Origin of the sequence: Acinetobacter sp. CWB-B33, assembly GCF_039655955.1 — a bacterium.
Lineage (GTDB): Bacteria > Pseudomonadota > Gammaproteobacteria > Pseudomonadales > Moraxellaceae > Acinetobacter > Acinetobacter bouvetii.
Genome location: NZ_JAGFEU010000002.1, coordinates 56,085 through 80,057, shown reverse-complemented (window position 1 = coordinate 80,057; position 23,973 = coordinate 56,085). Strand labels below are relative to the sequence as shown.

The window sequence follows — 23,973 nt, the reverse complement described above, 5'->3', positions numbered from 1 at the left end:
GCGCTTTTTTATTGTGTAGCCTGTCCTTTTGAAATAAACACAGGCATTTGCCAAGCGCCGCCCGCAAAGCCTTTGCATTGCGCCTGAATGGCTTTGTAGGTTTGCACAAAACGGCTGCCGTTCCACGCCCATTCTTCTTGCGAACCGCAATCGGCCAGGCCGCGCCCTTTTTGCGCCGCAAAAATTTGCCCTTCGCTAAAACTGGAGCCTGATGCTGTCACCAGCTGGCGGGTTTGCTGCAATGCGCTGTCCATCACCCAATAGCCATATCCATAATTATAAGCGCCGCGCCAGCACGGCGCTTCGACCACAACATTTTGACGGTTCAGCGGATATATCGTGATTTGATCTTCCGGCAAATAATTCTGCTCATACAGCGTCCAGCAGCTGTCTTTATTGACCGATTTTTTTAGCTGTACTGCCAGCTGTTTGGCTTGCGCTGAATTTACGCTCAAATGTTTCGCGATGCTGGGACTATAGCGTTTAATTTGCACCAGCGGCAAAAGCTGCATTTTTAAAACCGCGGCATTGGACTGTTGACCTTTGCGGACCAGCGCAGAAGCAGTACCTATCCGCCTTTGATAATCATCCATTTTAAGCAGCGCCGCACTGGCGCCCGCTGGTGACAAAGCCCATTCCGTCTGCTCTGCTGTCCAAATGATGGGCGCTGCGTTTTGCACAGCCTGAAGCAATGCGGCTGTCTGCACTGCAGACAGCTTGCCTTCTCCAGTCTGCTCATGAATTGCCACTGTGCCATAGCTGCGCCCCAGCATACGCACAGCCAAGCGTGTTCCGCGTGCCGGCAAGTGCGCTGAATCTATTTTTACCCGAGCCGTGACTGGCGCATTTGCTCCAGCAGCCCGCTGCAGCAATACAGAAACTGGCCGTTCTAAATGATCATCGGCCTGATAGCCCGCAGCACGGCAAGTGCCGGTATTGTCACAGGCCAGCTCCCAATCCTTATGCAGAAAATGAATGCCTGAAATGCTTTCCGCAGCGCTGAGTTGGCTGACGCTGTACAGACTGAAAAATGCAAAACTCAGGGCAAGATGCAGCGGCAAAGGCTTATGGCGTATCATCATGGCTGCACCCTCAATTTTTGGACATTCTCTCAGAATACTGAACAATGCCTTGCAATCAAAGTTCAATACAAAATTTCAGACGCCTGCCATACAACGCATTCATATTTTACACTTTGGCTAAAAACTCCTGCTGCGCACCGCGCCATCAAACTGCAAGCAATCGTCCACCCGGATGCGCTGTACCGCGCTTAACTCATCCAAGACAAACCAGCGGCAGGCTGAATGTTCTCCGCTCAGCTGAATCCGCGCATTTTCCGGCAAAACGCAGCGGAAAATAAAGGCATGTGAACAAACCGCGGCATGAAAATAAACGCCGGACAAATAAGCAACATCGACTGCACAGCCTAATTCTTCCTGACACTCCCGCAGCAGCGCCTGATGAATGGTCTCGCCCATATCTAGACCGCCGCCAGGCAGGCCCCACGCATGATCCGCATAATTCGCCTTGAGCAGAAGCACCTGATGCTGCGCATTGACAATGACTGCATGCGCACTCATTCGATAAAAATCATGAAACCCCATCATCATTGCCTCTGCAACTTAACCCAAGACCCAGCCTGTCATTGTCCGATATTCATGCATTTATTTCATCTGCTCCAGTTTCAGCCTTGCGGCATCCAGCCCGATCAGCATTAAAACCTGCAGCAAGGCCTTAAACTGCGCTGAATCATTTTCGCTCATGACATGGATATTTTATTGATCGCGTCAAAACTCTCCAAAGCTAAACCCGCTGTGCTGTGCGGCAGCTGGCCTGCATCAAAGCCGATGCTGCTGTTATTCTGGAAGCGGAATATGCTGGGCAGGAGTCTGCAGCCGCACTTTTGCATTTTGCTGGCGGCCATTCACAGCCAGTGAGGAAAGGAACTGAAAGTTGAAGTCCGTATTTTCGGCTGCGGCTTTATTTTTGCTGGATGTTCATGCCGCTTGTTTTTGATGATTCATTGAGCTGTCCTCAATCAATGAGGCGCGCATATCCCCTGTGCGCCAACAGCAATACATGTACAGGAGATATGCGCAATTCGGACTCAAACGCATGGCCGATAAGCCCGAAATTTTAAACTGATAAAATCTGCTGCGCGGTCTAGATATCCCACTCCATCGACACTATCGATTCAACAGGATGCGGCAAAGAAACATGCTGATGAATAATTTTCCATTTTCCACTTTTTTTCCTGAGGCAAATGGTCGTTCTGCACCAGACAACGCCAGGAGTCGGCTTACCGCTTTCAACATCAATTTTGCAAAAACCATGCACAAATGCCATATCCGGCTCAGCATGTATATTCAGCTGATCACGGAAGACCCGCAGGCCAGTTCTAAAATAGTCCTCGTATGAGCTCCAAACCTTTTGATAAGAGCTAAGCCCTTGCAGTTCCATCGTCACATCAAATAAATTGACCTCTGCAGCGCAGTGCTCCGCAATTTGATTCATATCTAAGCTGCAAATGGCTTTATCCCAACTGTTTAAGACAGCTAGAATTTCAAGTCCCGCAGGTTGATCACCCGTTATTTTCACTCTGTCCCTCCCATATATTTAAAGAGTTCCTGTTTTTTTGGCAATAGTTGCCAAATCTGGCTGTATTGTAGATCTATTATTACTTTTAGTTTAAAAGCATATTAAACTTGCGAATATATTATAAATTAATTTGGCAAACGGATATTCACTATTTTCCAGCTGAGATTAGAACGCCGCATTTCCACATGCGTTATCTTGCCCGCATCATTCGGCACAGCGATTTCAAAACGGTTCAGGCCTGTGTAATGCGCTCTCATCTTGGGTTTAGGCCGTGTTCCCTGAGCATCAGGGATGGTCTGTTCCGCTGCTCCTTGCGCATCAATTTCAGACTGGGCAAGGTCTTGCTCAATTTCTTCTAATTGGCTGGCTGCTGATGCCTGCTGCGCAAGCAGATTGCGGATTGATTCAGGCATTGCCGCAGAATTCTCCGTCAGGCTTTGCTGCAAGGATTCTTTTAGCCCCTTGCCCTGCATTAATAAAAATATGGTGCGCTCATTTACCGCTGCATCGACGGCTTGAGCACTGATTGCACTGCTCAATTGAAGGCCCCACTTTTGCAAAGCGCCAGGCAAATGCTCCAGTCCGGCTGCTGCATTCAGTTTTTGCTCAATTTGCGGTTTCAAACCTTTTTTGACTTGGTCAAAATCAATGTATTTGGCAATTCCGGCAGCATCATTCTGCTGATACGCCCGATTCATTTGATACAGCACCCAATAAGGCGAAGCAAAAAACAGGATGAGCGCGGCCATGACCATGCCGGCAAGTGCAATTTTTAAAGCTTTCATGTTCTGTATTGGCTCCAGCATTGCCCTCAATAATGCAAAAAAAAAGCATGCCGAAACATGCTTTTTCACGTTCATACAGACAGGATATGTGATTGCATCCTGCCTGCACAACAGCGATTGATTAACCAATTAAATCCTTAATGGTTTCACTGCCGCCATTATTTTTAACGGATTCAATGCCTTTATCCCGCGACTGCTCACTGCCGTAGAATTGACTGGTGCCAATAATCTGATGATTGGCCGCTTTCAAATTAAAATACGGCTTGCCGTTTTTCGCCTCTAAACGTTCATAACGGCTATCGTCTGAACTGTTCTTCTGAACAGATTCAATCCCATTGTGCGCTGAAGCTTTGGCTTTATACAATTCACTGGTCAAAATGACTTCACCGTTGCCTGCTTTAAGCACAAAACGGAACTGCCCGTCACTTGCCTGACTAAGTTCATACCACCCCGCCATCTCACACCTCTTTTCGTTATAAAGTTTATATTCGATAGAATTATATTGTCTAAAAATTATTCTATTCTTATGAATATAATTGAAATTTATCAAAGAAAACAATACTTTTTATTTCAGCTCAAGGCATTTCACACCGGTCAGGAACAACCCACAAATATTGTTATTTTTCAAAAAATTAAATAAAAAAATAAGTCAAAACAAATGCAGCAGATGCTGCATTTGTTTTGTTGTTTTTATTTTAAAATATGCTTGCTGTACGTTTCTTTATTTATTTCAAGCATTTCTACACAGGCCTGAATGCGCAAATTGTCCCGGGCCGGCACCTGCTGCTGCAGCACCCGCAACAACAGCGCTGAAATTTCCTGCTGCACCACGATGCTCCGGCCAGTCAATAAAGAAACTTTCGCATGCAGATACGCTTCACCGACGTCTTCTCCCAAACCAATCACGTAGGCTTGCTGGCACACTGCGCGGCTTTTAATGTCGGATAAATCGCTGACATGGCCAGATTCAAAAAAAGCGCGGTTTAAAGCCGTCAGAACAGGCTTGGCGTCAAAGGGCTGAAGGTTCTCAGAATATTCCAAATGGATATGCGGCATGGTCACAGTCCTCTTAAATGTTTCAGGCTATTATGCCTTGCCAAAGCAGTGTGCGCTGAATGATTTGCTTCAAACAGCGCATTTATAAAGCAATGCAGCTGAAACTTCACTTACGCTTTTTTTACATACTCAGATTTCAATTTCATTGCGCCAATGCCGTCAATTTTACAGTCAATGTCATGGCCATCGGCAGCATCGGTCAGCAGGCGGATATTTTTCACTTTAGTGCCCACCTTAACCACAGAAGATGAGCCTTTAATTTTCAAATCTTTAATCACAGTCACAGTATCGCCGTCAGCCAGCACATTGCCATTGGCATCGCTGATCACGCTTTGCGCATCGCCATCTGCGGCCTCGCCCTCTTTCCATTCATATGAACATTCAGGGCAAATCAGTAAATCACCATCTTCGTAGACATATTCTGACTGGCATTTTGGGCATAGGGGTAAAGACATGGCAACCTCAAAAAAAGAAAAAACGGAAAAAGAAAAAGAGCCGCCGCAGCGCTCAAAGCACGTACTATAACACTTTTAATTTTCAGCCACTTAAATCACGTAAATATTTTAAGGTTTTATTCCGCTTACGGGAGGTTTTCCTCTGTGCTACGCTGTCTCAATAGAGCCGAAAGGATTGCCTATTGTTCTAATATTTTCTTCAGCACATCGGCATGGCTTTTTCCAGCATTTTTAGCGGCTGTCAGCAACGTCACTTTATGCTGACGCGCCAAATCACGCAACTGCTGCATGGCTTCGTGCTGTCCGGCCAGTTCCGCCGCATACCGCTGCTGAAACTCGGTCCAGCGCTGTTCAATATCCTGGTGATACCACTTGCGCAATTCGCTGGAGGGCGTCAATGTTTTAGGCCAGCCGTCCAGCAGCGCCTGTTCTTTTTTTATGCCTCTGGGCCAAAGGCGGTCAATTAAGATCCGCTTGCCGTCTGCGGCATCAGCAGGGTCATAAATCCGTTTAATCTGTATATCCATAGACCGCTTTACTCATCCGGAATAGCAGGGTTGACTAAAAAAGACAGCAGCTGCAGCGACTCCTGCCAGCCTAAATAGCAGGCATCGGCCGGGATCACGTCAGGCAGCCCCGTTTGGGTAATTCTAACTTCAGTTCCCACACTGACTTCTTTTAATTCAATAGTCACTTCAATTTCACCCGCCAATTCGGGCGCGTCAAAGTGATCGGTATAGCGTAAAAGCTGATTTGGTATCACCTGATGGTATTTGCCATGAAAGGAATGCTTGGTTCCCGTAGAAAAATTAGTGAAATGCATCCGGTAACTGCCGCCTGTCGATATTTCAGCATACTCAACATGCGCGCTGAAACCATGCGGCGGCATCCATTTCACTAAAGCGTCTGGGTCTGTAAATGCACGGAACACCCGCTCTGGCGGGGCACTGAAAACGCGATGCAGCTGTACGGTATTTTTCATTGTTTTTCTCCACGGTCATCATATTCATGATGTCATGCGCTTGCGCTATTGCTATCAATTTATCCGCCTGCCTAAAAATGATCCAGCGCTTTTCTGTAGGATAATTGAACCGCAATCATTTTTTACATCTGACTGGAGACAGGAGCCTGCTGCGCTTTTACCGATGCAGGATAGATTAAAAAAAGCCTGGCGATTCAGCGCGAGGCTTTCATTTAACTGCAGCGCCAACGGTTAATTCAGCTTTCCGTCTGCATTTTCAGCATCGAATGCGGCGTCTTCGTCATCCTCTTCCAGATCATCGTCATATACATAAGCCATGCAGCCCCAGCCGTCATATTCACCCGAAAACTGCCCTGCAATTTTAGTAAACCATTCTTCTAAATCGACAATATCGGCATATTCGGGTTCCATATACACATAAATGGTAATGATCCATTCACCCGATTCCTCATCTTCAAACAGGCTGATTTTCTGTTCTTCTTTCAGCAGGTAAATGGCGCATTGGTCAGCTTTCTCTTCATGCTGAAAGGCAATGGAATATTCAATTTCATGCGCTACGCTCAGATCATCGCCATCTTCAAGCATTTGCCATAATACATTGCCATTATCATCGTCTGGGAATTGCTGGTAATCGCGTGTCATATATTGTCCTTATTCTGCTTTTGTTGTGCCGCTTTTAGATTAGCCGAAATTTGCTGCTGTTTGGAGATTTATTGCGCAGCATTTTTCGATCAGCATGCTTCATCCTGCTCAAGTGTCTGGCGGTCAGGCGCTTCCTGCATCAAGGCCATAAACTTCAGCTCTTCCAGCCTTAAATTTAAATATGACTCGTGCAGCTGCACATGGCTGAAATGATTGCCATGAAAGTTGATCAGCTGATAATCATCCCGCAGTTCCTGCAGCAGCTGGCCCACATTTTCGCCATTCAGCAATGACAAATACAAATCCGCTTTTGCATTAAACACCAATGCAACCAATGCGATCGCAGCCTGACAGCGGTTCTCATCCAGATAATGGCATTCGGCAACCCGCCCGGCATGATTCGCTTCCTGAATTTGGGCGCGCAGCAGCAGTAAATGCTGCGCGGCATCTGAGCCGCTGTAGCCGTCAATCAGCTGTTTCTGCAAATGCTGAATGGGGGCAAAATAATGCTGCTGATAGCCGTTAATTTTCCGTTCCAGCGCCTGCATAATGTCATCGCGCTCCTGTAGCGCCTGCGCTTGCCCCCAATAGGCTTTGAGTTTTTCCTGCGCTTTTTGCTCGATATAGGCTTGGGTTGTGTGCTGATGCGCTGTTAAAAAATCCTTGACCTGCGCGATTTGCTCTTTGATCTCATTCAGCATGATTTCAGCGTTCATTTTCGTCAGCTCAATAAAGCTGTCGGCCTGCAGGCGGCGGGTGATCACATATTTTTCGATATCTAATACATGCTGATACTGGCTGAGCTGATTGACTGAAACCTTTAAGCCGCTGAGCTGAATCCGCAGCTGCGTCATATCATATTTCATCTCATTGGCCTGCTGCTCATGCAGGTTCAGCTCATTGCGGGCATGCGCTAAATTGTCCTGCAAGGCATTTGATAATTGACGGCTTTTTTTCAGCTGCTGCCAAGTGAACAGCAATAATGCTGTCAGCACAGCCAGCAGTGCAATGAACATAATATACGGATACGGCATCGCTGCTCCTCAGCATGAGGAATTTCACCCTCTTGCGTTCATTTATGCAGATGATCTTTTCTTTATAATGAATAGGCGATCCTGAATAAGCTTTCAACAGCTGAGCGGTAAAATACGATTAGCGGACAAGCGCCATGATTCTTAAATAAGCGTATCTTTTTTATTGTCTTTTTTATTATTGCTGAAGCTGCTTTGTTTAAGTGGAAATATTTTGAAAAACAAAAACTGATTTTATAAATATTTGATATTAGCCAAGTTTTCATTTTAATTGTCTTTCATTTTTAGTGTTATTTTCTGCGCGGCAGCAGGATCAGGCATCCAACTGCCTGCTGGGCCGCGCCAGCAACACAATCATTCCAAGCGCCTGCCGTCTGCCGTTCTCGGCGCATTCGCCAAGGCAAACTGCGCAGCTGAAGCCTGAATAATTTCCACTGTTCTTAAAACGGTACATTGCCATTAATTTCGACGGCTTTCCCGCTCAAAGGCTGAATAAAAGCCAAAGAGCTGGCGTGCAGCGCCATGCGCTTTAAAGGGCTCTGCGCAGCATTCGGATGATAAATTTTATCGCCTGTAATAGGATGGCCAATATGCATCATATGCACCCGCAGCTGATGCGATCTGCCTGTAATCGGCGTCAGCAGCACACGGCTGACCGCTTGCGCATCATCATAGCTCAGCCCTTGATACAGCGTTTGCGCAGGCTTGCCCAATTCATAATGCACCATTTGCCGCGGCCGGTTTTCCCAATCCGTAATTAACGGCTCATTGACGCTGCCTGCGCCTTCCAGCCGGCCTTGCACTAAAGCAATATAATTCTTCTTCACCGTCCGCGCCTGAAACATTTTGCTGACCGCCACTTCCGCATCGCGGTGCTTGGCAAACATCAGTATGCCTGAGGTTGCCATGTCCAAGCGGTGGGTAATTTTAGCATTCGGAAATTTCTCCACCACGCGCAGATAAGCGCTGTCCTGATGCTCAGGCAGCCGCCCCGGCACAGACAGCAGCCCTGCGGGCTTATCAATCACCACCAGATCATCATCTTCATAGACAATCATCAGCGGCTGTTGCGGAGGCATATAGATAAAATTGTCGTCTAAGGGCATAGCGCTGCAATACTGGGAAAATTTTGGCGCAACATAGCAACTGCATTTTCATGTGTCAATGTCTGGAACAGATTCCGCATTCAGCAATGCTGGATCGGCGGTTTTAAGTTGGGCTGAAAATGAAACGATGAGCGGATTGAAATAAAAAGCGGCTATCTTTATTGTTTTTATTATTTTATTAGAACGGAATTTTGAGGGCGGTGTAAGAGAAAACGGAATCGTTTACTTCAACTATCCTGACTCGGTAAGTCATGATCTTATAGCCTATAAACTTGTGATCTATAGCGTCCTAAGCCGAATCGAGACCTTTTGGGTAAGTACTGCTCTCGCGTTTTGCGCCCGCACAGCATGCTGCTCTTTTCGATCTCTGTCACACCCTTGAGATCTATAGTAATGAACAGGCTGCGGGATTGTTTCCCTGAAACCGCAGAATTTCTGCGCATTATGAGAATTTTTCCCAGATTTCACCAAAGATTGAAAAATATTTCCTACATTAAGCTATAAAGCATTTTTTTTATGCAAATACATAGCTATTAAAGGAATTTTATTCAATGCAGACTTCTAGAAAATCAGCTGCAATAATTGAATCTCCATGACAGTTTTCAGCGCCTTGGCGAACAGCCTAGCCATATCTTAATTGCAGCCTATTCAGCGGCGGACGTCTTGTCAGGCTGTAAATAAAGCTTGCGGATGACATCCAGTTCCTGATGCGTAAAGGCATCCAGCAAATGACGCGCAGCGGCTAAATTCAAACCCTGAAATACAACATCAACTGCTTTACTGTATTTTAAAAAGCCAAATAAATTAGACTGCTCTACGCTGACCTCAATATCGCTTTCAAAATTAAAAGTCAGCGCCTCAGTTTCCGGCATTTCAATCAAGCTGATTTGAACGGCCAAATTCTGCGTATTGTCTGTGACAGTAAATTCGGCTTTCCCGCCCCGCATCTGCAGCATTAAAATCTGCAGCTGCTTCCAGTTCATCGCATTAAATTTTTCCATGATTTCTTGTGCAGACATTTCTTCAAAAAACTCTGCTTCATCATCCGAATGATGGTGCGGGTGCCTGATTTCCAAATCATATGCGGTCATTATTATTCTGCCTGTATGATGTTCTGTCTAAATTTTACCAATAGTTTTAACGGCACTCTCATTTTGTTCTTAAATGATGAATAAAAACCCATAAAAATAAAAAAGCACAATGCGTGACACAAATATCATTAAATTCAAAAAGATTGATAGACCAAAAGGTTTACAGTTGAACTAGCTTACAAGCAGCGCTGCGCGCTTCTCATCAGGAAGAATGGCCGTATCGGCACACATGAAAAGAAGAATTGATCATTGAAAATGGAAAAGCAGATTTATTTTTTCTGCAGTCTTGCGGATTTTTGAGGGCGGTGTAAGAGAAAACGGAATCGTTTACTTCAACTATCCTGACTCGGTAAGTCATGATCTTATAGCCTATAAACTTGTGATCTATAGCGTCCTAAGCCGAATCGAGACCTTTTGGGTAAGTACTGCTCTCGCGTTTTGCGCCCGCACAGCATGCTGCTCTTTTCGATCTCTGTCACACCCTTGAGATCTATAGTAGCCAATGCCATCAGGGATTAATTTCCGAAGATTCGGCAATTTCCATCAATTTTAGGATTTTTTTCCGCAGCAGGTACAATTCAAAGTATTTTTTCCCTTTTGGCTATTTTTATCAGACTTTTATTGCGCACTAAGGCCATTTATCAGGAATTTTTTTCAAATAATCAGCCTCAGTTTGCATCTTTCTTGCCGCTACTCTTTCTTTTTGCTCATTTCTGACAGCAAATCCAGCTGAATTTCCTGAATTTTGGCCAGCCTGTCCCATTGGTGCATCAGCAGATGGTCAATTTTTTCATGCAGATTGCGGATTTCCAGCTCAGCCTTTAAATTGACCTGATAATCATTTTCGGAACGCATCCTGTCTTTGGCTTCCTGACGGTTTTGACTCATCATAATGATGGGCGCCTGTATCGCCGCCAGACAAGACAATATTAAATTCAGCAAAATAAAAGGATAGGGATCTGCGGGATGATTGACCATGGCGACCGTATTCACCAAAATCCACAGCACCAAAAAGGCGCCGAAGCACATTAAAAATGCCCAGCTGCCGCCAAAAGTGGCTATTTTGTCTGCCAGCCGCTCGCCAAAGCTCCAGCGCTGATCCAGCTTATTTTCAACATTTTTACTGATCAGGTCATGCTGCTGCATGCTGTGAATGACTTCATATTCTAAATTGGAGACCTCCCCCTCTTCCGAAGTCAAAATAGACTGCACATACTGCATGCGGTACTTGGTCAAATCGGCCTGGCAAATATAGTCCTGCACGCTCCAAGCCGGAAAATCTTTGGCAATTTCCTCGGTAATGACTTTGCGCACCGTTCCCATCGGAATCAGCTTTTTTGACAGATCATTCTTTTTGCACACCAAGCACGTCCGGTATTCTGTTTTCCCGTTCATTCCATTCCCTGCTCAAACCCGATGAGGATAAATTTCACCTTACTGCATCCATTTTAATGCGATATACGGCGCAAGATTCAGCAATAAAATACCGATTTTATACACCGCCATGCCGCCGTAATGAATTGCTTCAAACTGCCTATCGCTGAGTTTAAACCATTGCCCATGCACCTGTTTCATCCAGTCTTTGGCAAAAATAAATGCGATAAACCAAATCATTAAGATAATGTAATTGAACAGCATGCAATACAGCAGAAAGTCACAGAGCTGTGTGATATTCATGGCAATTCTCCGCTGAAGATCCTTGCTGTCATTTTAATCTTTTTATGCCGGGACTGCTGTTTTTTCTTACAGCCTTCAAACGCCGCACGGGCCTGCCGGCTGTGCGCTAGATGATTTTCTGGAGATTCAGCTTCAGCATGATTTTGCTTTAGATTATTGAAGCCTGAAAAAACCTGCGTCAACATCGGCGCTTGCACCGGTTGGCCTGTGCGTTCCTGAATTTTTTTAATCAGCACAGGCCAATTTTAATTGCCTATGTTCAATATATTGCTATTCTTCGCAGCACTTGCTGCAGCCTTCCACTTTCTCGGCCGGCCAATTCATTCTGGCCCGCTTATACGCCAGCTTAAAGTCGGCAAAATAGCCAATTAAAATCTGGTCATCAAATTTTGGCAGGTCTTCACAGCCCTGCGAGGCATTATGAATTTTGTGTGCGCCATTCGGCAAAGCGTTTTCATCGACAATAAATTTAATCATGCAGCAGTCCCCATATTAATTTTTTTTAAGTTCGGCAACGAATAAACCCATATAAAAATTATGGTTTTAATTCCATAATAAAATTATGCCTTTATTGAACAAAAATCAATCACTGCTGCTGTTTTATTTCACCGGCCTTTCTGCACACTCCAAGCTATCTGAACAAATGGGCACTATTCGAAACTCAGCTCATCAAAATCTTGAATTTTTGAAAGATAAATAGGCGGAGTTTTTATCTTTGACCATGTTTCCTTAAAGCGCGGATCGGCTTCCACATCTTCATTTTGGTTCTCTCGATAGACTTTTTTCGCGGTCAAAAAGTTGATGCTGGTTTGACTGTTGATATATGGCCCATGATTGCTGGAGCTGTCATAGCCAATTAAGCGCAAATCCTGATTGTGCAGTCTAAAGCTGTAATTCCAATAGCCATAACGCCCATGGCCATAGTGAACATTCAGCAAGCCTTTGTTTATTTCTATCCATAATTCAGGCGCATAATACACGCCCCCTTCTTCATTTTCCGAAGAAAACGCCGAGAGGTTTTGCGTCAATTTTTTATATCCGCCTTTTTCATGAAGCAACACAATAATGCCGCGGCGGTTGCGGTCAAGCTTTCCTCGATATTCATGATTGACCCACTGCGCTGGGTCTGTCGCTTTGACGATTAAGGCTAAATCCTGAACACCGTCTTTATTGAGGTCACCGTGAATGGCGTCAGACAGCACGTATTTTGCAGGGATATAAGCTTTGTATTTGATCGCATCTTTTTGCAGTTGAATGTCTTCTGCCGTGGGTGGTTCTGCTGCAGCCAAGGTGATTTGCGAACCAAACAAGGCAGCAGAAAGGCCAATCATTGCTGTCATCAATTTAAGTTTCATGGTTTTTATTAACATCGTCATCCGTGTTGAAATAAATACTTAAGCCTGAAATGGCGCTTTAGACTGTAGAACGGCTGATGCTTTCTTGCTTTTTGCGTCTAAGCCAGCGCACGCCCCACACCACCATGATTAAAACCACAATTACCACCAGCACCGGGACAATCAGCGATAAAATAGACAGTAAAAATGCGCTGATCCATTCTCCTGTAGAAACCACTGGATTTGCAATGCCCCCTGTGGTTGCGGTAGATAATCCACGCACGGCAACGGTACTCATTTGCACTGCCGTTGCCGTACCCCCGCCGACAATGATGGCTGCCGCCCAGCTGGCAAATTGCGACATTTCCCCGCTGCTGACCGCCATCGTGGTCAGTGTTCCTGCGACCATCGCAGCAGGCGTCGCAATGGTGTCTAAGGCATTGTCTACCCAAGGGATATAGTAAGCGGTAATTTCACACAATGTCGCAAAGCCTAATGCAATGCAGACCGATGGCATCGCCAGCCATTCAAAGCCTTTCATGGGCTCAAACCAGCCCATAAGTGATGCCATGCTCATGACCAAGAGTGGGACAAAGACACGAAAGCCGCAGGCAGCGCTTAAGCCTATACCGATACAAAGTCCGAGTATTGTTTCCATGTGATGTCCTCTAGCAGTCTGGCTTTTATTTTATCGTTATTTATGATGATTAAATTAGCAAAAGGCACTTACATAAACTTCAATTTTTCCCTTAGGTAATTTTTTCAACTTCTATTTTATCTTTGATTGTCCAATCTTGAGGGTGCGGAACAACAGCCAAATAAACATTTTCATTTTCTGTATCCATAAGCTCCTTGGCTGTTTTGATGACCCAATTTTTCATCGTATTTTTATTACTATGACTCATAATAAATAGCTTATTTTCAGATTTAGCGATAAAGCTCTTGAATTATTAATCTGAAATTCACTCTCTACGATCCATTTTCCATATTTAATTGCTTGAAGTTTTTTTACTTTTGAATGACTTGCAGAATTTATTTCAACCATTTGCGCAATTACAATATCGAAAAGAAATTCGTTTAGATTAAAAATTTCAGCTGTCACTTTGTTAGAATTATTTCGATAAAAACTTCGAAATAAGATATCTTCATCTGTAATTGGATGGGATGCCTGAGTCATTTTCAAAAGCTCTCTTGCTAAGAATTTTATCCAAGCCTTACTCCGGTCATTATGCTTTTTTCCATCAGACATATTTAGACTGAAACATTTGTTCTCATGCTTATCACATTTCTTTTTTGCCAGTTGAAAAGCTGTTGTCAAAGCATTTTCTAAGTTTTCTGTCATACTACTTTAAGATTTATTTTTTAATAATATTTAATATAACAAAGTGTTAGTGTAAGTTCTTTAGTTTTTCACCAACAAAAAAGCCCCATCTTGTGACGGGGCTTATATTTAAAACAGGATTATCTGTTTTAAATATATTGCTTTGGCAAATTTATTTTTTAAATTCAGTGCCATGGCATTTGGTACACGGGGGTAAACGGTCTGTACCAATTTCTAAGTATGTGCGTTTGCCGCACTGAACACAAAAATAGAAGCCTGTTCCAGGGATAGAGCCTGCAGTAACCATTTTTGTTCTCCATGTGTTTTAGAAATGGTAGAACCAGTATAACCCTCTTATGATGATTGTCTATTGATCATTTCGACAAATGATAATGGCATAATTGCAATAAATAATTTCGAATGGAAATTTTGGCTACTCTACAGAGATTTGGTGAGTCAGTTTTCTACTTGCAGCCCTTCGACGCGTAGAAATACTTTTTTATCTGTTTCAGAACTCTTCCCGTTCCTGCAGTGGTTCATCCACTCTTCTTTCTGCATAAAAGTCTTCTGGCATTTGCGCCAAAACTTTAAATAGCTGATTTGCTGTGACAGGTTTTTCACGCAGTATAACTTCATCACTACTGCGAAAATTTCAACTTCTTTTCCTTCAAAGCGAAATTCTTTAGGTAAACAAATGGCTTGACTGCACCTTTCATAAAAACTTTTGCGGTAGTCAAAGTACTACTCCAGCAGTTTTGATATATATACTATGATAGGTATTTTTGAGTATTTTTTTTCTATAAATATAAGCCAGCATGTCTTCATGCATACCCTACCTTCTTTTATGCTCTGTTCTTACAGCAATATCTGGAATCGATTCTGCCGGACTAATAACAGTTTGTATTTTCACTCGGTCACCTAATTTTTTCTTCAACATGTAAGTAAAAGATTTTCCTTGTGCTTTAGCTTCCATCTGAATGTCATAAAGCTCATCTCCTGAAATTGGATGCTCACTCATATCAACCAAAGTAGAAAAGTGATAGGTTGCATCTTCTTCACTTTCTGTAGGAGATGCTAATTCAACGACTTTCTCAGGATCAACAGTTACAGCATCTTGCATACCAGAACCTGCTGCACCAAAATTTTGCACAACTTTATGATTCTCTCTTAAATCTAATATTGCCAAATCTTCTTCTGAAAATGGCACATGAAATTCATTAAAATTTATAAATGGCCTGCCATCAATTCTCATTTGAAAATGATAATGTGGATATTCAATTTGGCTGCCTTTATGCCCTTTAGCATCATTTTGTGAACAATCAAATGTCCATTCAATATTTTTCCATTTAATAGTCGATAATAAAACTTTCCTATCGGATCTTTCGCTTTCTAAATCATTAATATTAGATAATAATTTTTCTTGATTCGCGCACTATCTTAAAAAAGATGCAATATTATGATAACCAAATTTTGTATAAATCAATTTGAAATCATTTTTTTAAATTTACCTCGACGTAATAACCAATGTAGACACGCCTGCTCTTTACTAATTGTTTTAAAATCTTTACCACATAAATAACATTGTTCATTCTGATAACCAGCTTTAAAAGCACTCACTTGACGTATGTGCTCTTCGTGTTGTTTATCATTAATTTCTTTAATTTGAGCTTCTGTAAGATTATTTAGCCATGTTCCAAAGTTTTTATCATCCATTAATCGTTTTCTCTTTTATTTCAATCATATAAGTATTTAACATTTCGATTAATATAAGAATTTAACCCATCTCCTGATGAAGCTAAAATTTTCATTCTATCTACGTGAAACTTTCCTGCCTTTCCATAATAACTGTAAGTATAAATTTTAGCTGTTCCATTAAATTTGACTCTAATGTAAATATCTCCAACCTCGTAATGCGTTACATTAGAATCATTATTAATATCTTTATAAATTTCCATAATACCCCTAAATAAAAAAACGCCCCAATCCACATTAGAGCGTTTTTTAATCAAATTCAACAACTTTAATCTCCCCTAGCCCCTCTTTAAAAAGAGGGGAACTCCCTCCTTTAAGAAAGGAGGGTTGGGGTGGATTTAAAGAATTACATCAAGCCACATTCCCTTCCAAAAAGTCCTGTGCAAAGCGTTGCAATACCCCCCCCGCTTCATATACAGACACTTCTTCTTCCGTATCTAGACGGCAGGTTACAGGCACTTCAACAATTTCACTCTTACCGTCTTCCGTCGCACGCTCAATCACTAAAGTTAAAGTCGAACGCGGCGCGATATTGCCAATCACGCTATACAGCTCAGTACCATCTAAACCTAAAGTTTTACGGTCAGTGCCTGCTTTAAACTCAAGCGGCAGCACACCCATACCCACTAAGTTGGTACGGTGAATACGCTCAAAACCTTCCGCCACAATCGCTTCAACGCCTGCAAGGCGCACACCTTTAGCAGCCCAGTCACGGCTTGAACCCTGACCATAGTCTTTACCGGCAATGATGATCAGCGGCTGCTTGCGGTTCATATAGGTTTCAATCGCTTCCCACATGCGCATCACTTCGCCCTCAGGCTCAACACGCGCCTTAGAACCCTGCTTAACCGTACCGTCAGCACGAACCACCATTTCATTAAACAGTTTCGGGTTGGCAAATGTCGCACGCTGTGTGGTCAAGTGGTCACCGCGGTGCGTTGCGTAAGAGTTGAAGTCTTCTTCTGGCACGCCCATTTTTTTCAGGTATTCACCCGAAGCGCTGTCTAACACAATCGCATTCGAAGGTGACAAATGATCCGTAGTGATGTTGTCGCCCAAGATCGCCAGCGGACGCATATTGGCCAATGTGCGCGGTGCAGCCAAAGCCCCTTCCCAATACGGCGGACGGCGGATATATGTACTTTTCGGGCGCCAGTCATACAGCGGGCTCGCAGCTTTTTCATTCACGCCCAAATCAAACATTGGAATGTAGATTTTTTTGAACTGTTCTGGCTTAACCGCAACTTTGACCAAAGCATCAATTTCTTCATCAGACGGCCAAATGTCTTTCAGGTAAATAGGGTTGCCGTCTTTGTCATTGCCCAATGCATCTGTTTCGATATCAAAACGGATTGTCCCTGCAATGGCATAGGCCACAACCAATGGTGGTGAAGCCAAGAACGCTTGTTTTGCATAAGGATGGATACGGCCATCAAAGTTGCGGTTGCCTGAAAGCACCGCAGTTGCGTACAGGTCACGGTCAATAATTTCTTGCTGAATTTTTGGATCTAACGCGCCTGACATCCCGTTACACGTGGTACATGCATACGCCACGATGCCAAAGCCGAGTTTTTCTAAATCATGCAGTACGCCTGCTTCTTCCAAATACAGCGCTGCCGCTTTAGAACCCGGTGCAAATGACGTTTTCACCCATGGCTTGCGCACTAGACCCAGCTCATTCGCCTTACGCGCCAGCAAGCCTGCTGCCACAGTATTACGCGGGTTAGAGGTATTGGTGCAAGAAGTAATGGCGGCAATGATGATGGCGCCATCTGGCATGAGGCCTTCCGCTTCTTGCGCAAGTGCCGCGTCTAAATTGCCAGCAATGCCTTTGGCTTTTAAGTCAGCCGTTGATACACGCGCATGCGGGTTGGATGGCCCTGCAATGTTGCGTGTTACCGTTGAAAGATCGAAACGGAGTACACGCGGATATTCCGCTTGGGTCATGTCGGACGCCCAAAGACCGATCTCTTTGGCATAGCGTTCAACCAGTTTCACCTGATCCGCTTCACGGCCAGTCAGCGTTAAATAATCAATGGTGTTTTGGTCAATATAGAACATTGCCGCAGTTGCGCCATATTCAGGCGTCATGTTGGAAATCGTCGCACGATCCCCCACCGACATGCTGTCTGCGCCTTCACCGAAGAATTCTAAATATGCACCGACTACGCGCTCCTTACGCAAGAATTCAGTCAATGCCAAAACGATATCTGTTGCGGTAATGCCTGCTTGACGCTGACCGACAAATTCCACACCAATGATATCTGGCAGGCGCATCCAAGACGCACGGCCGAGCATGACATTTTCAGCTTCTAAACCGCCGACACCAATCGAGATCACACCCAATGCATCGGTATGCGGTGTGTGTGAATCTGTTCCGACACAGGTATCTGGATATGCAATGCCGCCACGGTTTTGAATCACTGGAGACATTTTCTCCAAGTTGATTTGGTGCATAATGCCGTTGCCAGCAGGGATCACATCGACATTTTCAAAGGCTGTTTTGGTCCATTCGATGAAGTGAAAACGGTCTTCATTGCGGCGGTCTTCAATGGCGCGGTTTTTCTCAAAGGCATCTGGGTCATAACCGCCGAACTCGACAGCAAGAGAATGGTCAACGATCAGCTGCGTTGGCACCACGGGATTGACTTTCGAAGGGTCTCCGCCTTGGTCTGCAATCGCATCACGCAAACCGGCAAGGTCGACCAGCGCTGTTTGCCCCAAGATGTCATGGCACACTACGCGTGCAGGATACCAAGGGAAATCGTGGTCTTGCTTGCGGTTAATCAATTCTTTTAAAGACTGTTCGAGGATGGCTGGGTCACAGCGGCGCACCAATTGTTCAGCCAATACTTTTGAGGTGTAAGGAAGTTTTGCGTATGCGCCTGGCTGGATGTCTTCTACGGCTTGACGCACATCGAAGTATTCGAGCTGGGTGCCTGACAGGGGTTTACGGTAGTTGTTATTCATTGCGCTGTGCCTCTTGCATCATTTTGTTCTGCATGTCTAATGCTCTGAATACTACACTGCCGAAAAGCCATTTCCCAAATCGTTTAAATTTCATAAACTTAGATATAAAAATAGGGGGTTTTGAAATATTTAGTTACATTAACTTTGGGATATTTGCTCTAAATATGATTTTTTTTGAAAAATAGCGGAAAATAGGCCTAATTCTTTAGTATTAGATGATAGATAAGCGAGCAATTCATGAGCGATTTAGCCTTCTCCTCATTCACTTTAATCGGTGCCGATGCGCAAAAATTCCTGCAGGGACAAGTCACTTTAAATACCGAAGCATTGGCCGAAAATACCACGCGCTATACCGCAATTTGTGACCTGAAAGGCCGCATTCACTTCGGTTTGTGGCTAAAAAAGGTCAATCCAGAACATTTTGAAATTGTCACTACTGCCGATCAGGCCGACGAGTTTTCCAAGCACATTAAAAAGTACGGCGCGTTCTCTAAAATGAAGCTTGAACCCGCGGGTTCAGTTTTCCCGGCACTGATTGACGATACGACTGCTTTTTCAGCAGAAACGACTGATATTACTGCTTGGGAAGTGTCTGCCATTCAAAACGGTCAAGCATTCATCAGCCAAAAAACTGAAGGCATGTTCCAGCCGCAAGAACTGCGCCTGCATCAGCGTGAAGGCGTTCACTATGACAAAGGCTGCTATCTGGGTCAGGAAGTCATTGCGCGTTTATGGTTTAAAGCCAAACCGAAAGCATGGCTGCATGCAATTCAGGGTTCAGGCGATGTGCCTGCTTTGGGTGAGCAGTTGAATAAAGGCGTTCAAGTGGTGAATAGCGCGGCTTTTGAGGGCGGTTTTATTGCACTTGCGGTTGCCCGTCCTGACGCTTTGAAAGAGTTAGGCGTAACTGTTTTAGCATTGCCTGAGTATTTGAGCGGTGATGTGGCTCGACCTGCTTAAGTCTATAAATTTTAGACTGTTGTGATAGATTAGCCTCTAAGTTTAGGGGCTTTTTTAATGACTAAATCTTTTCAATGCAGCTTGTACTTTGTTATCAACTCTGTAAATATTTATAAAAATATCAACAATTAAACATTATGAAAAAATTAACTATTTTAGCACCAATCCTGACTTGGCTGGTTTTAGGCAGTTCAGTCAGCTTTGCAGATGATCTCGACAAAATGAATCAAGCTGCTCAACAATTTCCTAGAGAATTAAAGCCTGAGTTTATCGATCAGACCCCAGTTGAAGGACTGTATGCCTTATCGAATGCCCGGGGCACATTTATGATGGATGCTAAAAGCAAATATTTGATTAAAGGAAAAATTTTAGATATCAATAATCAATCGAACATTACCAATGCCATTTATCAAAAACACTATGCAATAAACCCCAAGCAACTCCCGCTGAATCAAGCTTTTAAAGAAGTAAAGGGAAATGGGAAACATGTCATTTATGTTTTTGCAGATCCGGACTGCCCTGCTTGCCAAGCATTTCAAAGTGCTTTCGAAGAAATGGATAATATGACTATTTACACTTTTCCATTTGCATTAACTCACCTGCACCCAACCGCATTAACAACGGCAAAAAAAATCTGGTGCTCTAAAGAGCCTTTAAAAGTATGGAAAGAGTATTTAATTGAGGAGAAAAAACCAAAACAGCAATCTACTGATTGCAGCAATCCAATTGATCAAAATATGGATTTGGCTAAAAAACTGAATATCTCAATTACCCCCACTGTTTTTAATTCACTCGGGCAGCGAATGGCGGGTCTTGAGACTGAAGAAGAATTCGAAGAATTTATTACCCCCAAAAAAGTACAATTAAATTAATACATAATTTATAGGGTGTTTTTGAAGGGAAATGCCCTATAAAATTTGAGAACATAAATTCTTAATTTTATTTATGCCTGATATAAATAGTGGAATAAACATAACAATACAACTGCTCAATAGAACCATGGATCAGCATCTCATACCACTCCATTTCACCTGACTATTCGCATCTGCAGCCATGCTCTTTCTCCTGAATTTTTAGAAAAACTCAAAAAGTTAGAAAGGCACCTTCTTCCTCACATAATAAACCACACCACCCCGATCATCCGAAAAATAAAAGGAGTTTGCATCAATCCGGTAAATATCTACAGGGCGTCCATTGACTTTTTTACCCGCTAAAAAACCATCCATAAAAGTTTCAAGTTTTTGCCCTTTGCGCATAATCGCAATTTTATAGCCATGCCCAATTGCTTCATCCGTAGAACCATGCAAAGCCACTAAAAAAGAATTTTTGATGACCTCATCTGTGTCTGGATGGTCAAAATAATCAAAACCGAGCGCTGATGAATGTGATGGAAAATAGGCATAGGGAGCTGGCACATTTTTACAGCCTGAGGCGCGTTTGAATTTAGGATCAGCAAAAATCTTGCCATTGGATGAATAGCAGGACGGCCAGCCATAATCGGCATCACGCTTCAGCGCATAAAACGTTTCATCAGGCTTACTTTTACCTAAATGATCTGATCCCTGATTGGTCGCAAATAAAAACTTTCCAATCCATTTCAAACCGACGGCATTGCGCAAGCCTGTGGCGTAAATCTTTTGTTCCGAACCATCCGGATTCATTTCCAAAACAGCCGCACGAACTTGTTCTTTCTCGGCACACGCATTGCAGCTTGAACCCACGGATACATAAATCTTGCCGTTTCCGCCCACTGCAATGGTTCGTGTGAGATGCCAGCCGCCATATTTATAACTGAGGCCATAATCAGGGAAATTGGCTAAAACTTCAGCTTTGGCCGCGGGTTTAGTTTCACCTTGGCTAAATTTCCGCCGGGTAAGCTGATGAGTCTCAGCTAAATATAGCCAATCTTGCCCTTGGGCATCTGTATAAAACTGCACTGAATTTGGGTTCTTCAACCCCGTCATATAAGGAATGATTTTACCGAATTTTCCGGTTTCAGCATTCCATTCATCCAAAATATAAACACTGCCTTTTTCGTTGTCGGACAAATCATGCATATCCGTGACAAACATTCTGCCATCCGGCGCTTTAGCAAAAAAACGCACTCGTTTTAGGCCTTCAGCCGCAGGAATGATGTCATAATTGGATGGAAGATTGAAAGAAAATTGCTTTCCATTTTTCAAGTGTATTGGATGAGGAACAAGTTTTGGCTGCCCTGCCAAACCTGCCATTGAGCAGGCTAAACTTAAGAATAAAGCTGACAGTATTTTTATCATTTTAGATCCGTCTCGATTCATCTTATGAAAATAGCTTCTATTTATGTTATATAAATTAAATCTTTTTTGGCTGAAATATATTTAAAAATAATCATCAACAAACAATAAATTGTGAGAAATCAGTATTAACTATCTTTTTATTTGCAGCCGCAACCAATGGCGCAGTCCAACAGCAGAGCGTATTTTTGCAGCAGGTTACGGTATTCATACGCGTTCTGCGGGGACAAGCCGTCATGCAAAACATAGCTTAACCGTTAAAGATATTGCCTGGGCAGATTGTATTTGTGTCATGGAACAGAAACATAAAACATGGATCAAAGAAAAGTTTCATAAAGAGCTGTCATATAAGAAAATTATTGTTTTAGATATTCCTGATGACTATCAATATATGGATGAAGACTTAATCGAAATACTCAAACAATCCATGCAGCATTATCTCGATTAAATCTATAAAATGATGTTGACGCGAAATATTCAGTCGCCATCTTTCAAGTCAGGTTTAATTAAAACCCATGAAACAGCTTATTCATGTCTTTGCATAAATAATCTTTAAATGAATAATCCCGCGCATGCTTGGCGTCAAATTTTGCCGTCACGCCCTCTTTTTCAAAGATATACACGCGGTCTTCCTTGCTCACCAAATACTCGCCGCCAAGCTTCATCAGCAAAGCATCAATCTTATCTTCATGCGCAATGCTGTCATCTTGATTGATTTTGTCATAATTGCGTTTAATGCCTTTAATAAACATTCATCTGCTCTTTCATTTAATGCAGCGCAGATTTACCTCAAAACACAATGAAAAGCAAATCCGTTTAAAATAAAACGTAAAAATTCATAATCAGCTCATCCTCGGGCTTTACATTGAAAATGCCAAGGTTCATATTCCATCGGACTGCATTTCAAGCCATCTGCACAGCCTGCATGCCAATGCCTGAAGATTTTGCATTGATCATGCATTTTTTTGATCAGCATGCTTGCACAATGGCTGACCGCTTGGAATATTTCACAAAAGGCATATTTACTTTCACATAATTCTAATTATGATGAGATATACGGTTACTACACATGAATATGCTCAGACACATAAATGGATTTATGCTGCTGTATTAAAAAGGTTTAAAATGAAAAAAATTCTATTCGCAGGCTTAATTGCACTCTCTTCTCAATTTGCTTTAGCTGAAGCACCAGCCAACAGCACTGATCCTGAATTTGCCAAAATTGAAGCGATGGTGAAAGCAAAGAATCTGACCGGCGCTTACCAAGCTTTAGAAAAATTGGCAAAGCAAGGCAATGCGCAAGCGATTTATAATCTAGGTTACTTAACGCAAACGGGCCAAGGCACAGCCAAAAGCGAGAAGAAAGCGATTGAGCTGTACGAGCAAGCTGCAAACAAAGGCTACCCGGTAGCAAACTATGTTTTAGGCAAAAACTATATTGCAGGTTCAATGGGCTTAAAGGCTGATCCTGTCAAAGCTAAACAATATCTTGAAAAGGCTTCTTCACAAGGCTTTGATGATGCCAGCATCGATTTAGCCGTGCTGCTGTTCTCTGAAAACAAGCCTGAATCCGACAAAGCCGGCTTGGCGAAACTCGATCCTTTAGTGAAAAAAGGCAACTTTCAAGCGATACATGCCAAAGCGCTATATGACATCAGCACCGGCTTTAAAAACAAAGATGAAAAGCCCATTCAGCAAGGCCTGAACAGCATTCAGGATTTGGCTAAAAAAGGCTACATCCCTGCGCTGATGGCAGTGGGCAATATGTTTGCCAACGGCAATATCATTCCGCAGAACTTAACGGAAGCGCAAAAAATCTTCACCGCTTTAGCCAAAGAGAATGTGCCGCAAGCCAAAGAGTCTTTAGCAACCGTCAACAAAATGATTGCAGAGCAAGCCAAGGCCCCTAAGCCAGCGGCAAAAAAGAGCTGATCAGCCTT

General features: G+C 43.3%; 33 protein-coding genes. 5 read left to right on the top strand and 28 right to left on the bottom strand.

Annotation, left to right across the window (positions count from 1 at the left end; all coding sequences use genetic code 11):
* Nucleotides 1-8: 8 nt before the first annotated feature.
* The 11 genes from JZ784_RS06685 to JZ784_RS06635 all read right to left on the bottom strand — a co-directional run bounded on the left by JZ784_RS06685 (nucleotide 9) and on the right by JZ784_RS06635 (nucleotide 7,552).
* Entirely contained in the window at nucleotides 9-1,082 is a 1,074-nt protein-coding gene (locus JZ784_RS06685) for a DUF1176 domain-containing protein (protein ID WP_346314318.1), read from the bottom strand.
* Between the two features lie 117 nt (nucleotides 1,083-1,199).
* Nucleotides 1,200-1,604 carry an NUDIX domain-containing protein gene (locus JZ784_RS06680; protein WP_346314674.1) on the bottom strand — a complete coding sequence of 135 codons (405 nt, stop codon included), beginning with the start codon at nucleotides 1,602-1,604 and terminating at the stop codon, nucleotides 1,200-1,202.
* 559 nt (nucleotides 1,605-2,163) lie between these two features.
* Complete coding sequence (locus JZ784_RS06675; protein WP_005007902.1) at nucleotides 2,164-2,598, bottom strand: nuclear transport factor 2 family protein; 435 nt, start codon at nucleotides 2,596-2,598, stop codon at nucleotides 2,164-2,166.
* A gap of 125 nt (nucleotides 2,599-2,723) precedes the next feature.
* Nucleotides 2,724-3,383 (bottom strand): DUF2939 domain-containing protein, encoded by a 660-nt coding sequence (locus JZ784_RS06670; protein ID WP_346314317.1) that lies wholly within the window; start codon nucleotides 3,381-3,383, stop codon nucleotides 2,724-2,726.
* Nucleotides 3,384-3,504: 121 nt separating this feature from the next.
* Nucleotides 3,505-3,840: a YegP family protein gene (locus JZ784_RS06665; RefSeq protein WP_005007899.1), complete on the bottom strand. Its 336-nt coding sequence runs from the start codon at nucleotides 3,838-3,840 to the stop codon at nucleotides 3,505-3,507.
* A 233-nt stretch (nucleotides 3,841-4,073) separates the two neighbouring features.
* Complete coding sequence (locus JZ784_RS06660; protein ID WP_005007896.1) at nucleotides 4,074-4,439, bottom strand: hypothetical protein; 366 nt, start codon at nucleotides 4,437-4,439, stop codon at nucleotides 4,074-4,076.
* Nucleotides 4,440-4,549: 110 nt separating this feature from the next.
* Nucleotides 4,550-4,894: a zinc ribbon domain-containing protein YjdM gene (locus tag JZ784_RS06655; RefSeq protein ID WP_005007894.1), complete on the bottom strand. Its 345-nt coding sequence runs from the start codon at nucleotides 4,892-4,894 to the stop codon at nucleotides 4,550-4,552.
* A 179-nt stretch (nucleotides 4,895-5,073) separates the two neighbouring features.
* Nucleotides 5,074-5,421 (bottom strand): DUF488 family protein, encoded by a 348-nt coding sequence (locus JZ784_RS06650; RefSeq protein WP_005007891.1) that lies wholly within the window; start codon nucleotides 5,419-5,421, stop codon nucleotides 5,074-5,076.
* 8 nt (nucleotides 5,422-5,429) lie between these two features.
* Nucleotides 5,430-5,876 carry an SRPBCC family protein gene (locus JZ784_RS06645; protein WP_005007889.1) on the bottom strand — a complete coding sequence of 149 codons (447 nt, stop codon included), beginning with the start codon at nucleotides 5,874-5,876 and terminating at the stop codon, nucleotides 5,430-5,432.
* Nucleotides 5,877-6,107: 231 nt separating this feature from the next.
* Nucleotides 6,108-6,518, bottom strand: coding sequence for a ribonuclease E inhibitor RraB (locus JZ784_RS06640; RefSeq protein WP_005007888.1), 411 nt, complete (start codon nucleotides 6,516-6,518; stop codon nucleotides 6,108-6,110).
* Nucleotides 6,519-6,607: 89 nt separating this feature from the next.
* Complete coding sequence (locus tag JZ784_RS06635; RefSeq protein WP_005007886.1) at nucleotides 6,608-7,552, bottom strand: hypothetical protein; 945 nt, start codon at nucleotides 7,550-7,552, stop codon at nucleotides 6,608-6,610.
* A gap of 284 nt (nucleotides 7,553-7,836) precedes the next feature.
* On the opposite strand from JZ784_RS06635, the gene JZ784_RS06630 reads away from it, so the two are divergent.
* Nucleotides 7,837-7,977: a hypothetical protein gene (locus tag JZ784_RS06630; RefSeq protein ID WP_018572682.1), complete on the top strand. Its 141-nt coding sequence runs from the start codon at nucleotides 7,837-7,839 to the stop codon at nucleotides 7,975-7,977.
* A 12-nt stretch (nucleotides 7,978-7,989) separates the two neighbouring features.
* Here JZ784_RS06630 and JZ784_RS06625 read toward each other — a convergent pair whose 3' ends face one another.
* From JZ784_RS06625 to acnD, 15 genes are all read right to left on the bottom strand, one after another.
* Nucleotides 7,990-8,655, bottom strand: coding sequence for an RluA family pseudouridine synthase (locus JZ784_RS06625; protein ID WP_005007884.1), 666 nt, complete (start codon nucleotides 8,653-8,655; stop codon nucleotides 7,990-7,992).
* Nucleotides 8,656-9,299: 644 nt separating this feature from the next.
* Nucleotides 9,300-9,746 (bottom strand): hypothetical protein, encoded by a 447-nt coding sequence (locus JZ784_RS06620; RefSeq protein WP_346314316.1) that lies wholly within the window; start codon nucleotides 9,744-9,746, stop codon nucleotides 9,300-9,302.
* A gap of 690 nt (nucleotides 9,747-10,436) precedes the next feature.
* A complete protein-coding gene (locus tag JZ784_RS06615) occupies nucleotides 10,437-11,141 on the bottom strand; it encodes a DUF1003 domain-containing protein (RefSeq protein WP_005007880.1) in 705 nt (234 codons plus the stop codon).
* A gap of 39 nt (nucleotides 11,142-11,180) precedes the next feature.
* Nucleotides 11,181-11,423, bottom strand: a complete 243-nt coding sequence (locus tag JZ784_RS06610; RefSeq protein WP_346314315.1) for a DUF6868 family protein — start codon at nucleotides 11,421-11,423, stop codon at nucleotides 11,181-11,183.
* Entirely contained in the window at nucleotides 11,420-11,659 is a 240-nt protein-coding gene (locus tag JZ784_RS06605) for a hypothetical protein (protein WP_346314314.1), read from the bottom strand. Before JZ784_RS06605 ends, JZ784_RS06610 begins: the two co-directional genes overlap by 4 nt.
* Nucleotides 11,660-11,693: 34 nt before the next feature.
* Nucleotides 11,694-11,900, bottom strand: coding sequence for a hypothetical protein (locus tag JZ784_RS06600; RefSeq protein WP_005007875.1), 207 nt, complete (start codon nucleotides 11,898-11,900; stop codon nucleotides 11,694-11,696).
* A 173-nt stretch (nucleotides 11,901-12,073) separates the two neighbouring features.
* The gene (locus JZ784_RS06595) at nucleotides 12,074-12,778 is read right to left on the bottom strand and encodes a hypothetical protein (protein WP_346314313.1); all 705 of its coding nucleotides are present in this window, start codon (nucleotides 12,776-12,778) and stop codon (nucleotides 12,074-12,076) included.
* Nucleotides 12,779-12,836: 58 nt separating this feature from the next.
* Nucleotides 12,837-13,415 carry a DUF4126 domain-containing protein gene (locus JZ784_RS06590; protein WP_346314312.1) on the bottom strand — a complete coding sequence of 193 codons (579 nt, stop codon included), beginning with the start codon at nucleotides 13,413-13,415 and terminating at the stop codon, nucleotides 12,837-12,839.
* A gap of 91 nt (nucleotides 13,416-13,506) precedes the next feature.
* Nucleotides 13,507-13,662, bottom strand: coding sequence for a hypothetical protein (locus JZ784_RS06585; protein WP_346314311.1), 156 nt, complete (start codon nucleotides 13,660-13,662; stop codon nucleotides 13,507-13,509).
* Nucleotides 13,659-14,099, bottom strand: coding sequence for a hypothetical protein (locus JZ784_RS06580; protein ID WP_346314310.1), 441 nt, complete (start codon nucleotides 14,097-14,099; stop codon nucleotides 13,659-13,661). The genes JZ784_RS06585 and JZ784_RS06580 overlap by 4 nt, the downstream gene beginning before the upstream one ends.
* Before the next feature lie 151 nt (nucleotides 14,100-14,250).
* Nucleotides 14,251-14,385, bottom strand: a complete 135-nt coding sequence (locus JZ784_RS06575) for a hypothetical protein (protein ID WP_005007869.1) — start codon at nucleotides 14,383-14,385, stop codon at nucleotides 14,251-14,253.
* A 525-nt stretch (nucleotides 14,386-14,910) separates the two neighbouring features.
* Nucleotides 14,911-15,330, bottom strand: coding sequence for a hypothetical protein (locus JZ784_RS06570; RefSeq protein WP_346314309.1), 420 nt, complete (start codon nucleotides 15,328-15,330; stop codon nucleotides 14,911-14,913).
* A 227-nt stretch (nucleotides 15,331-15,557) separates the two neighbouring features.
* Nucleotides 15,558-15,791, bottom strand: a complete 234-nt coding sequence (locus tag JZ784_RS06565; protein WP_346314308.1) for a hypothetical protein — start codon at nucleotides 15,789-15,791, stop codon at nucleotides 15,558-15,560.
* 20 nt (nucleotides 15,792-15,811) lie between these two features.
* Nucleotides 15,812-16,033, bottom strand: coding sequence for a hypothetical protein (locus tag JZ784_RS06560; protein ID WP_346314673.1), 222 nt, complete (start codon nucleotides 16,031-16,033; stop codon nucleotides 15,812-15,814).
* 148 nt (nucleotides 16,034-16,181) lie between these two features.
* Nucleotides 16,182-18,800, bottom strand: coding sequence for a Fe/S-dependent 2-methylisocitrate dehydratase AcnD (gene acnD, locus JZ784_RS06555; protein ID WP_346314307.1), 2,619 nt, complete (start codon nucleotides 18,798-18,800; stop codon nucleotides 16,182-16,184).
* Between the two features lie 237 nt (nucleotides 18,801-19,037).
* On the opposite strand from acnD, the gene JZ784_RS06550 reads away from it, so the two are divergent.
* Together JZ784_RS06550 and JZ784_RS06545 are read left to right on the top strand one after the other, a co-directional pair.
* The gene (locus JZ784_RS06550) at nucleotides 19,038-19,760 is read left to right on the top strand and encodes a folate-binding Fe/S cluster repair protein (RefSeq protein ID WP_346314306.1); all 723 of its coding nucleotides are present in this window, start codon (nucleotides 19,038-19,040) and stop codon (nucleotides 19,758-19,760) included.
* A gap of 137 nt (nucleotides 19,761-19,897) precedes the next feature.
* Nucleotides 19,898-20,632 (top strand): DsbC family protein, encoded by a 735-nt coding sequence (locus tag JZ784_RS06545; protein ID WP_346314305.1) that lies wholly within the window; start codon nucleotides 19,898-19,900, stop codon nucleotides 20,630-20,632.
* Between the two features lie 219 nt (nucleotides 20,633-20,851).
* Here JZ784_RS06545 and JZ784_RS06540 read toward each other — a convergent pair whose 3' ends face one another.
* Nucleotides 20,852-22,036 (bottom strand): PQQ-dependent sugar dehydrogenase, encoded by a 1,185-nt coding sequence (locus JZ784_RS06540; protein ID WP_346314304.1) that lies wholly within the window; start codon nucleotides 22,034-22,036, stop codon nucleotides 20,852-20,854.
* 124 nt (nucleotides 22,037-22,160) lie between these two features.
* Here JZ784_RS06540 and JZ784_RS06535 point away from each other — a divergent pair, with 124 nt between their 5' ends.
* A complete protein-coding gene (locus tag JZ784_RS06535; RefSeq protein ID WP_346314672.1) occupies nucleotides 22,161-22,481 on the top strand; it encodes a protein tyrosine phosphatase in 321 nt (106 codons plus the stop codon).
* Nucleotides 22,482-22,539: 58 nt separating this feature from the next.
* Here the strand turns inward: JZ784_RS06535 and JZ784_RS06530 are convergent, their stop codons facing one another.
* On the bottom strand, nucleotides 22,540-22,785 hold the full coding sequence (locus JZ784_RS06530; protein ID WP_005007855.1) for a hypothetical protein: 246 nt from the start codon (nucleotides 22,783-22,785) through the stop codon (nucleotides 22,540-22,542).
* Nucleotides 22,786-23,158: 373 nt separating this feature from the next.
* Here JZ784_RS06530 and JZ784_RS06525 point away from each other — a divergent pair, with 373 nt between their 5' ends.
* Complete coding sequence (locus JZ784_RS06525; RefSeq protein WP_346314303.1) at nucleotides 23,159-23,965, top strand: tetratricopeptide repeat protein; 807 nt, start codon at nucleotides 23,159-23,161, stop codon at nucleotides 23,963-23,965.
* Nucleotides 23,966-23,973 lie beyond the last annotated feature (8 nt).

Excerpts from the sequence above, each read along its gene's own strand:
- JZ784_RS06645 (WP_005007889.1), bottom strand. The coding sequence starts at position 5,876 with ATGAAAAATACCGTACAGCTGCATCGCGTTTTCAGTGCCCCGCCAGAG.
- JZ784_RS06640 (WP_005007888.1), bottom strand. The coding sequence starts at position 6,518 with ATGACACGCGATTACCAGCAATTCCCAGACGATGATAATGGCAATGTA.
- JZ784_RS06600 (WP_005007875.1), bottom strand. The coding sequence starts at position 11,900 with ATGATTAAATTTATTGTCGATGAAAACGCTTTGCCGAATGGCGCACAC.
- JZ784_RS06635 (WP_005007886.1), bottom strand. The coding sequence starts at position 7,552 with ATGCCGTATCCGTATATTATGTTCATTGCACTGCTGGCTGTGCTGACA.
- JZ784_RS06670 (WP_346314317.1), bottom strand. The coding sequence starts at position 3,383 with ATGAAAGCTTTAAAAATTGCACTTGCCGGCATGGTCATGGCCGCGCTC.
- JZ784_RS06650 (WP_005007891.1), bottom strand. The coding sequence starts at position 5,421 with ATGGATATACAGATTAAACGGATTTATGACCCTGCTGATGCCGCAGAC.
- JZ784_RS06580 (WP_346314310.1), bottom strand. The coding sequence starts at position 14,099 with ATGACAGAAAACTTAGAAAATGCTTTGACAACAGCTTTTCAACTGGCA.
- JZ784_RS06590 (WP_346314312.1), bottom strand. The coding sequence starts at position 13,415 with ATGGAAACAATACTCGGACTTTGTATCGGTATAGGCTTAAGCGCTGCC.
- JZ784_RS06575 (WP_005007869.1), bottom strand. The coding sequence starts at position 14,385 with ATGGTTACTGCAGGCTCTATCCCTGGAACAGGCTTCTATTTTTGTGTT.
- JZ784_RS06610 (WP_346314315.1), bottom strand. The coding sequence starts at position 11,423 with ATGAATATCACACAGCTCTGTGACTTTCTGCTGTATTGCATGCTGTTC.
- JZ784_RS06550 (WP_346314306.1), top strand. The coding sequence starts at position 19,038 with ATGAGCGATTTAGCCTTCTCCTCATTCACTTTAATCGGTGCCGATGCG.
- JZ784_RS06680 (WP_346314674.1), bottom strand. The coding sequence starts at position 1,604 with ATGGGGTTTCATGATTTTTATCGAATGAGTGCGCATGCAGTCATTGTC.
- JZ784_RS06570 (WP_346314309.1), bottom strand. The coding sequence starts at position 15,330 with ATGAGAATTGATGGCAGGCCATTTATAAATTTTAATGAATTTCATGTG.
- JZ784_RS06660 (WP_005007896.1), bottom strand. The coding sequence starts at position 4,439 with ATGCCGCATATCCATTTGGAATATTCTGAGAACCTTCAGCCCTTTGAC.
- JZ784_RS06560 (WP_346314673.1), bottom strand. The coding sequence starts at position 16,033 with ATGGAAATTTATAAAGATATTAATAATGATTCTAATGTAACGCATTAC.
- JZ784_RS06685 (WP_346314318.1), bottom strand. The coding sequence starts at position 1,082 with ATGATGATACGCCATAAGCCTTTGCCGCTGCATCTTGCCCTGAGTTTT.
- JZ784_RS06595 (WP_346314313.1), bottom strand. The coding sequence starts at position 12,778 with ATGAAACTTAAATTGATGACAGCAATGATTGGCCTTTCTGCTGCCTTG.
- JZ784_RS06565 (WP_346314308.1), bottom strand. The coding sequence starts at position 15,791 with ATGGATGATAAAAACTTTGGAACATGGCTAAATAATCTTACAGAAGCT.
- JZ784_RS06545 (WP_346314305.1), top strand. The coding sequence starts at position 19,898 with ATGAAAAAATTAACTATTTTAGCACCAATCCTGACTTGGCTGGTTTTA.
- JZ784_RS06655 (WP_005007894.1), bottom strand. The coding sequence starts at position 4,894 with ATGTCTTTACCCCTATGCCCAAAATGCCAGTCAGAATATGTCTACGAA.
- JZ784_RS06620 (WP_346314316.1), bottom strand. The coding sequence starts at position 9,746 with ATGACCGCATATGATTTGGAAATCAGGCACCCGCACCATCATTCGGAT.
- acnD (WP_346314307.1), bottom strand. The coding sequence starts at position 18,800 with ATGAATAACAACTACCGTAAACCCCTGTCAGGCACCCAGCTCGAATAC.
- JZ784_RS06525 (WP_346314303.1), top strand. The coding sequence starts at position 23,159 with ATGAAAAAAATTCTATTCGCAGGCTTAATTGCACTCTCTTCTCAATTT.
- JZ784_RS06585 (WP_346314311.1), bottom strand. The coding sequence starts at position 13,662 with ATGAGTCATAGTAATAAAAATACGATGAAAAATTGGGTCATCAAAACA.
- JZ784_RS06665 (WP_005007899.1), bottom strand. The coding sequence starts at position 3,840 with ATGGCGGGGTGGTATGAACTTAGTCAGGCAAGTGACGGGCAGTTCCGT.
- JZ784_RS06540 (WP_346314304.1), bottom strand. The coding sequence starts at position 22,036 with ATGATAAAAATACTGTCAGCTTTATTCTTAAGTTTAGCCTGCTCAATG.
- JZ784_RS06530 (WP_005007855.1), bottom strand. The coding sequence starts at position 22,785 with ATGTTTATTAAAGGCATTAAACGCAATTATGACAAAATCAATCAAGAT.
- JZ784_RS06615 (WP_005007880.1), bottom strand. The coding sequence starts at position 11,141 with ATGAACGGGAAAACAGAATACCGGACGTGCTTGGTGTGCAAAAAGAAT.
- JZ784_RS06625 (WP_005007884.1), bottom strand. The coding sequence starts at position 8,655 with ATGCCCTTAGACGACAATTTTATCTATATGCCTCCGCAACAGCCGCTG.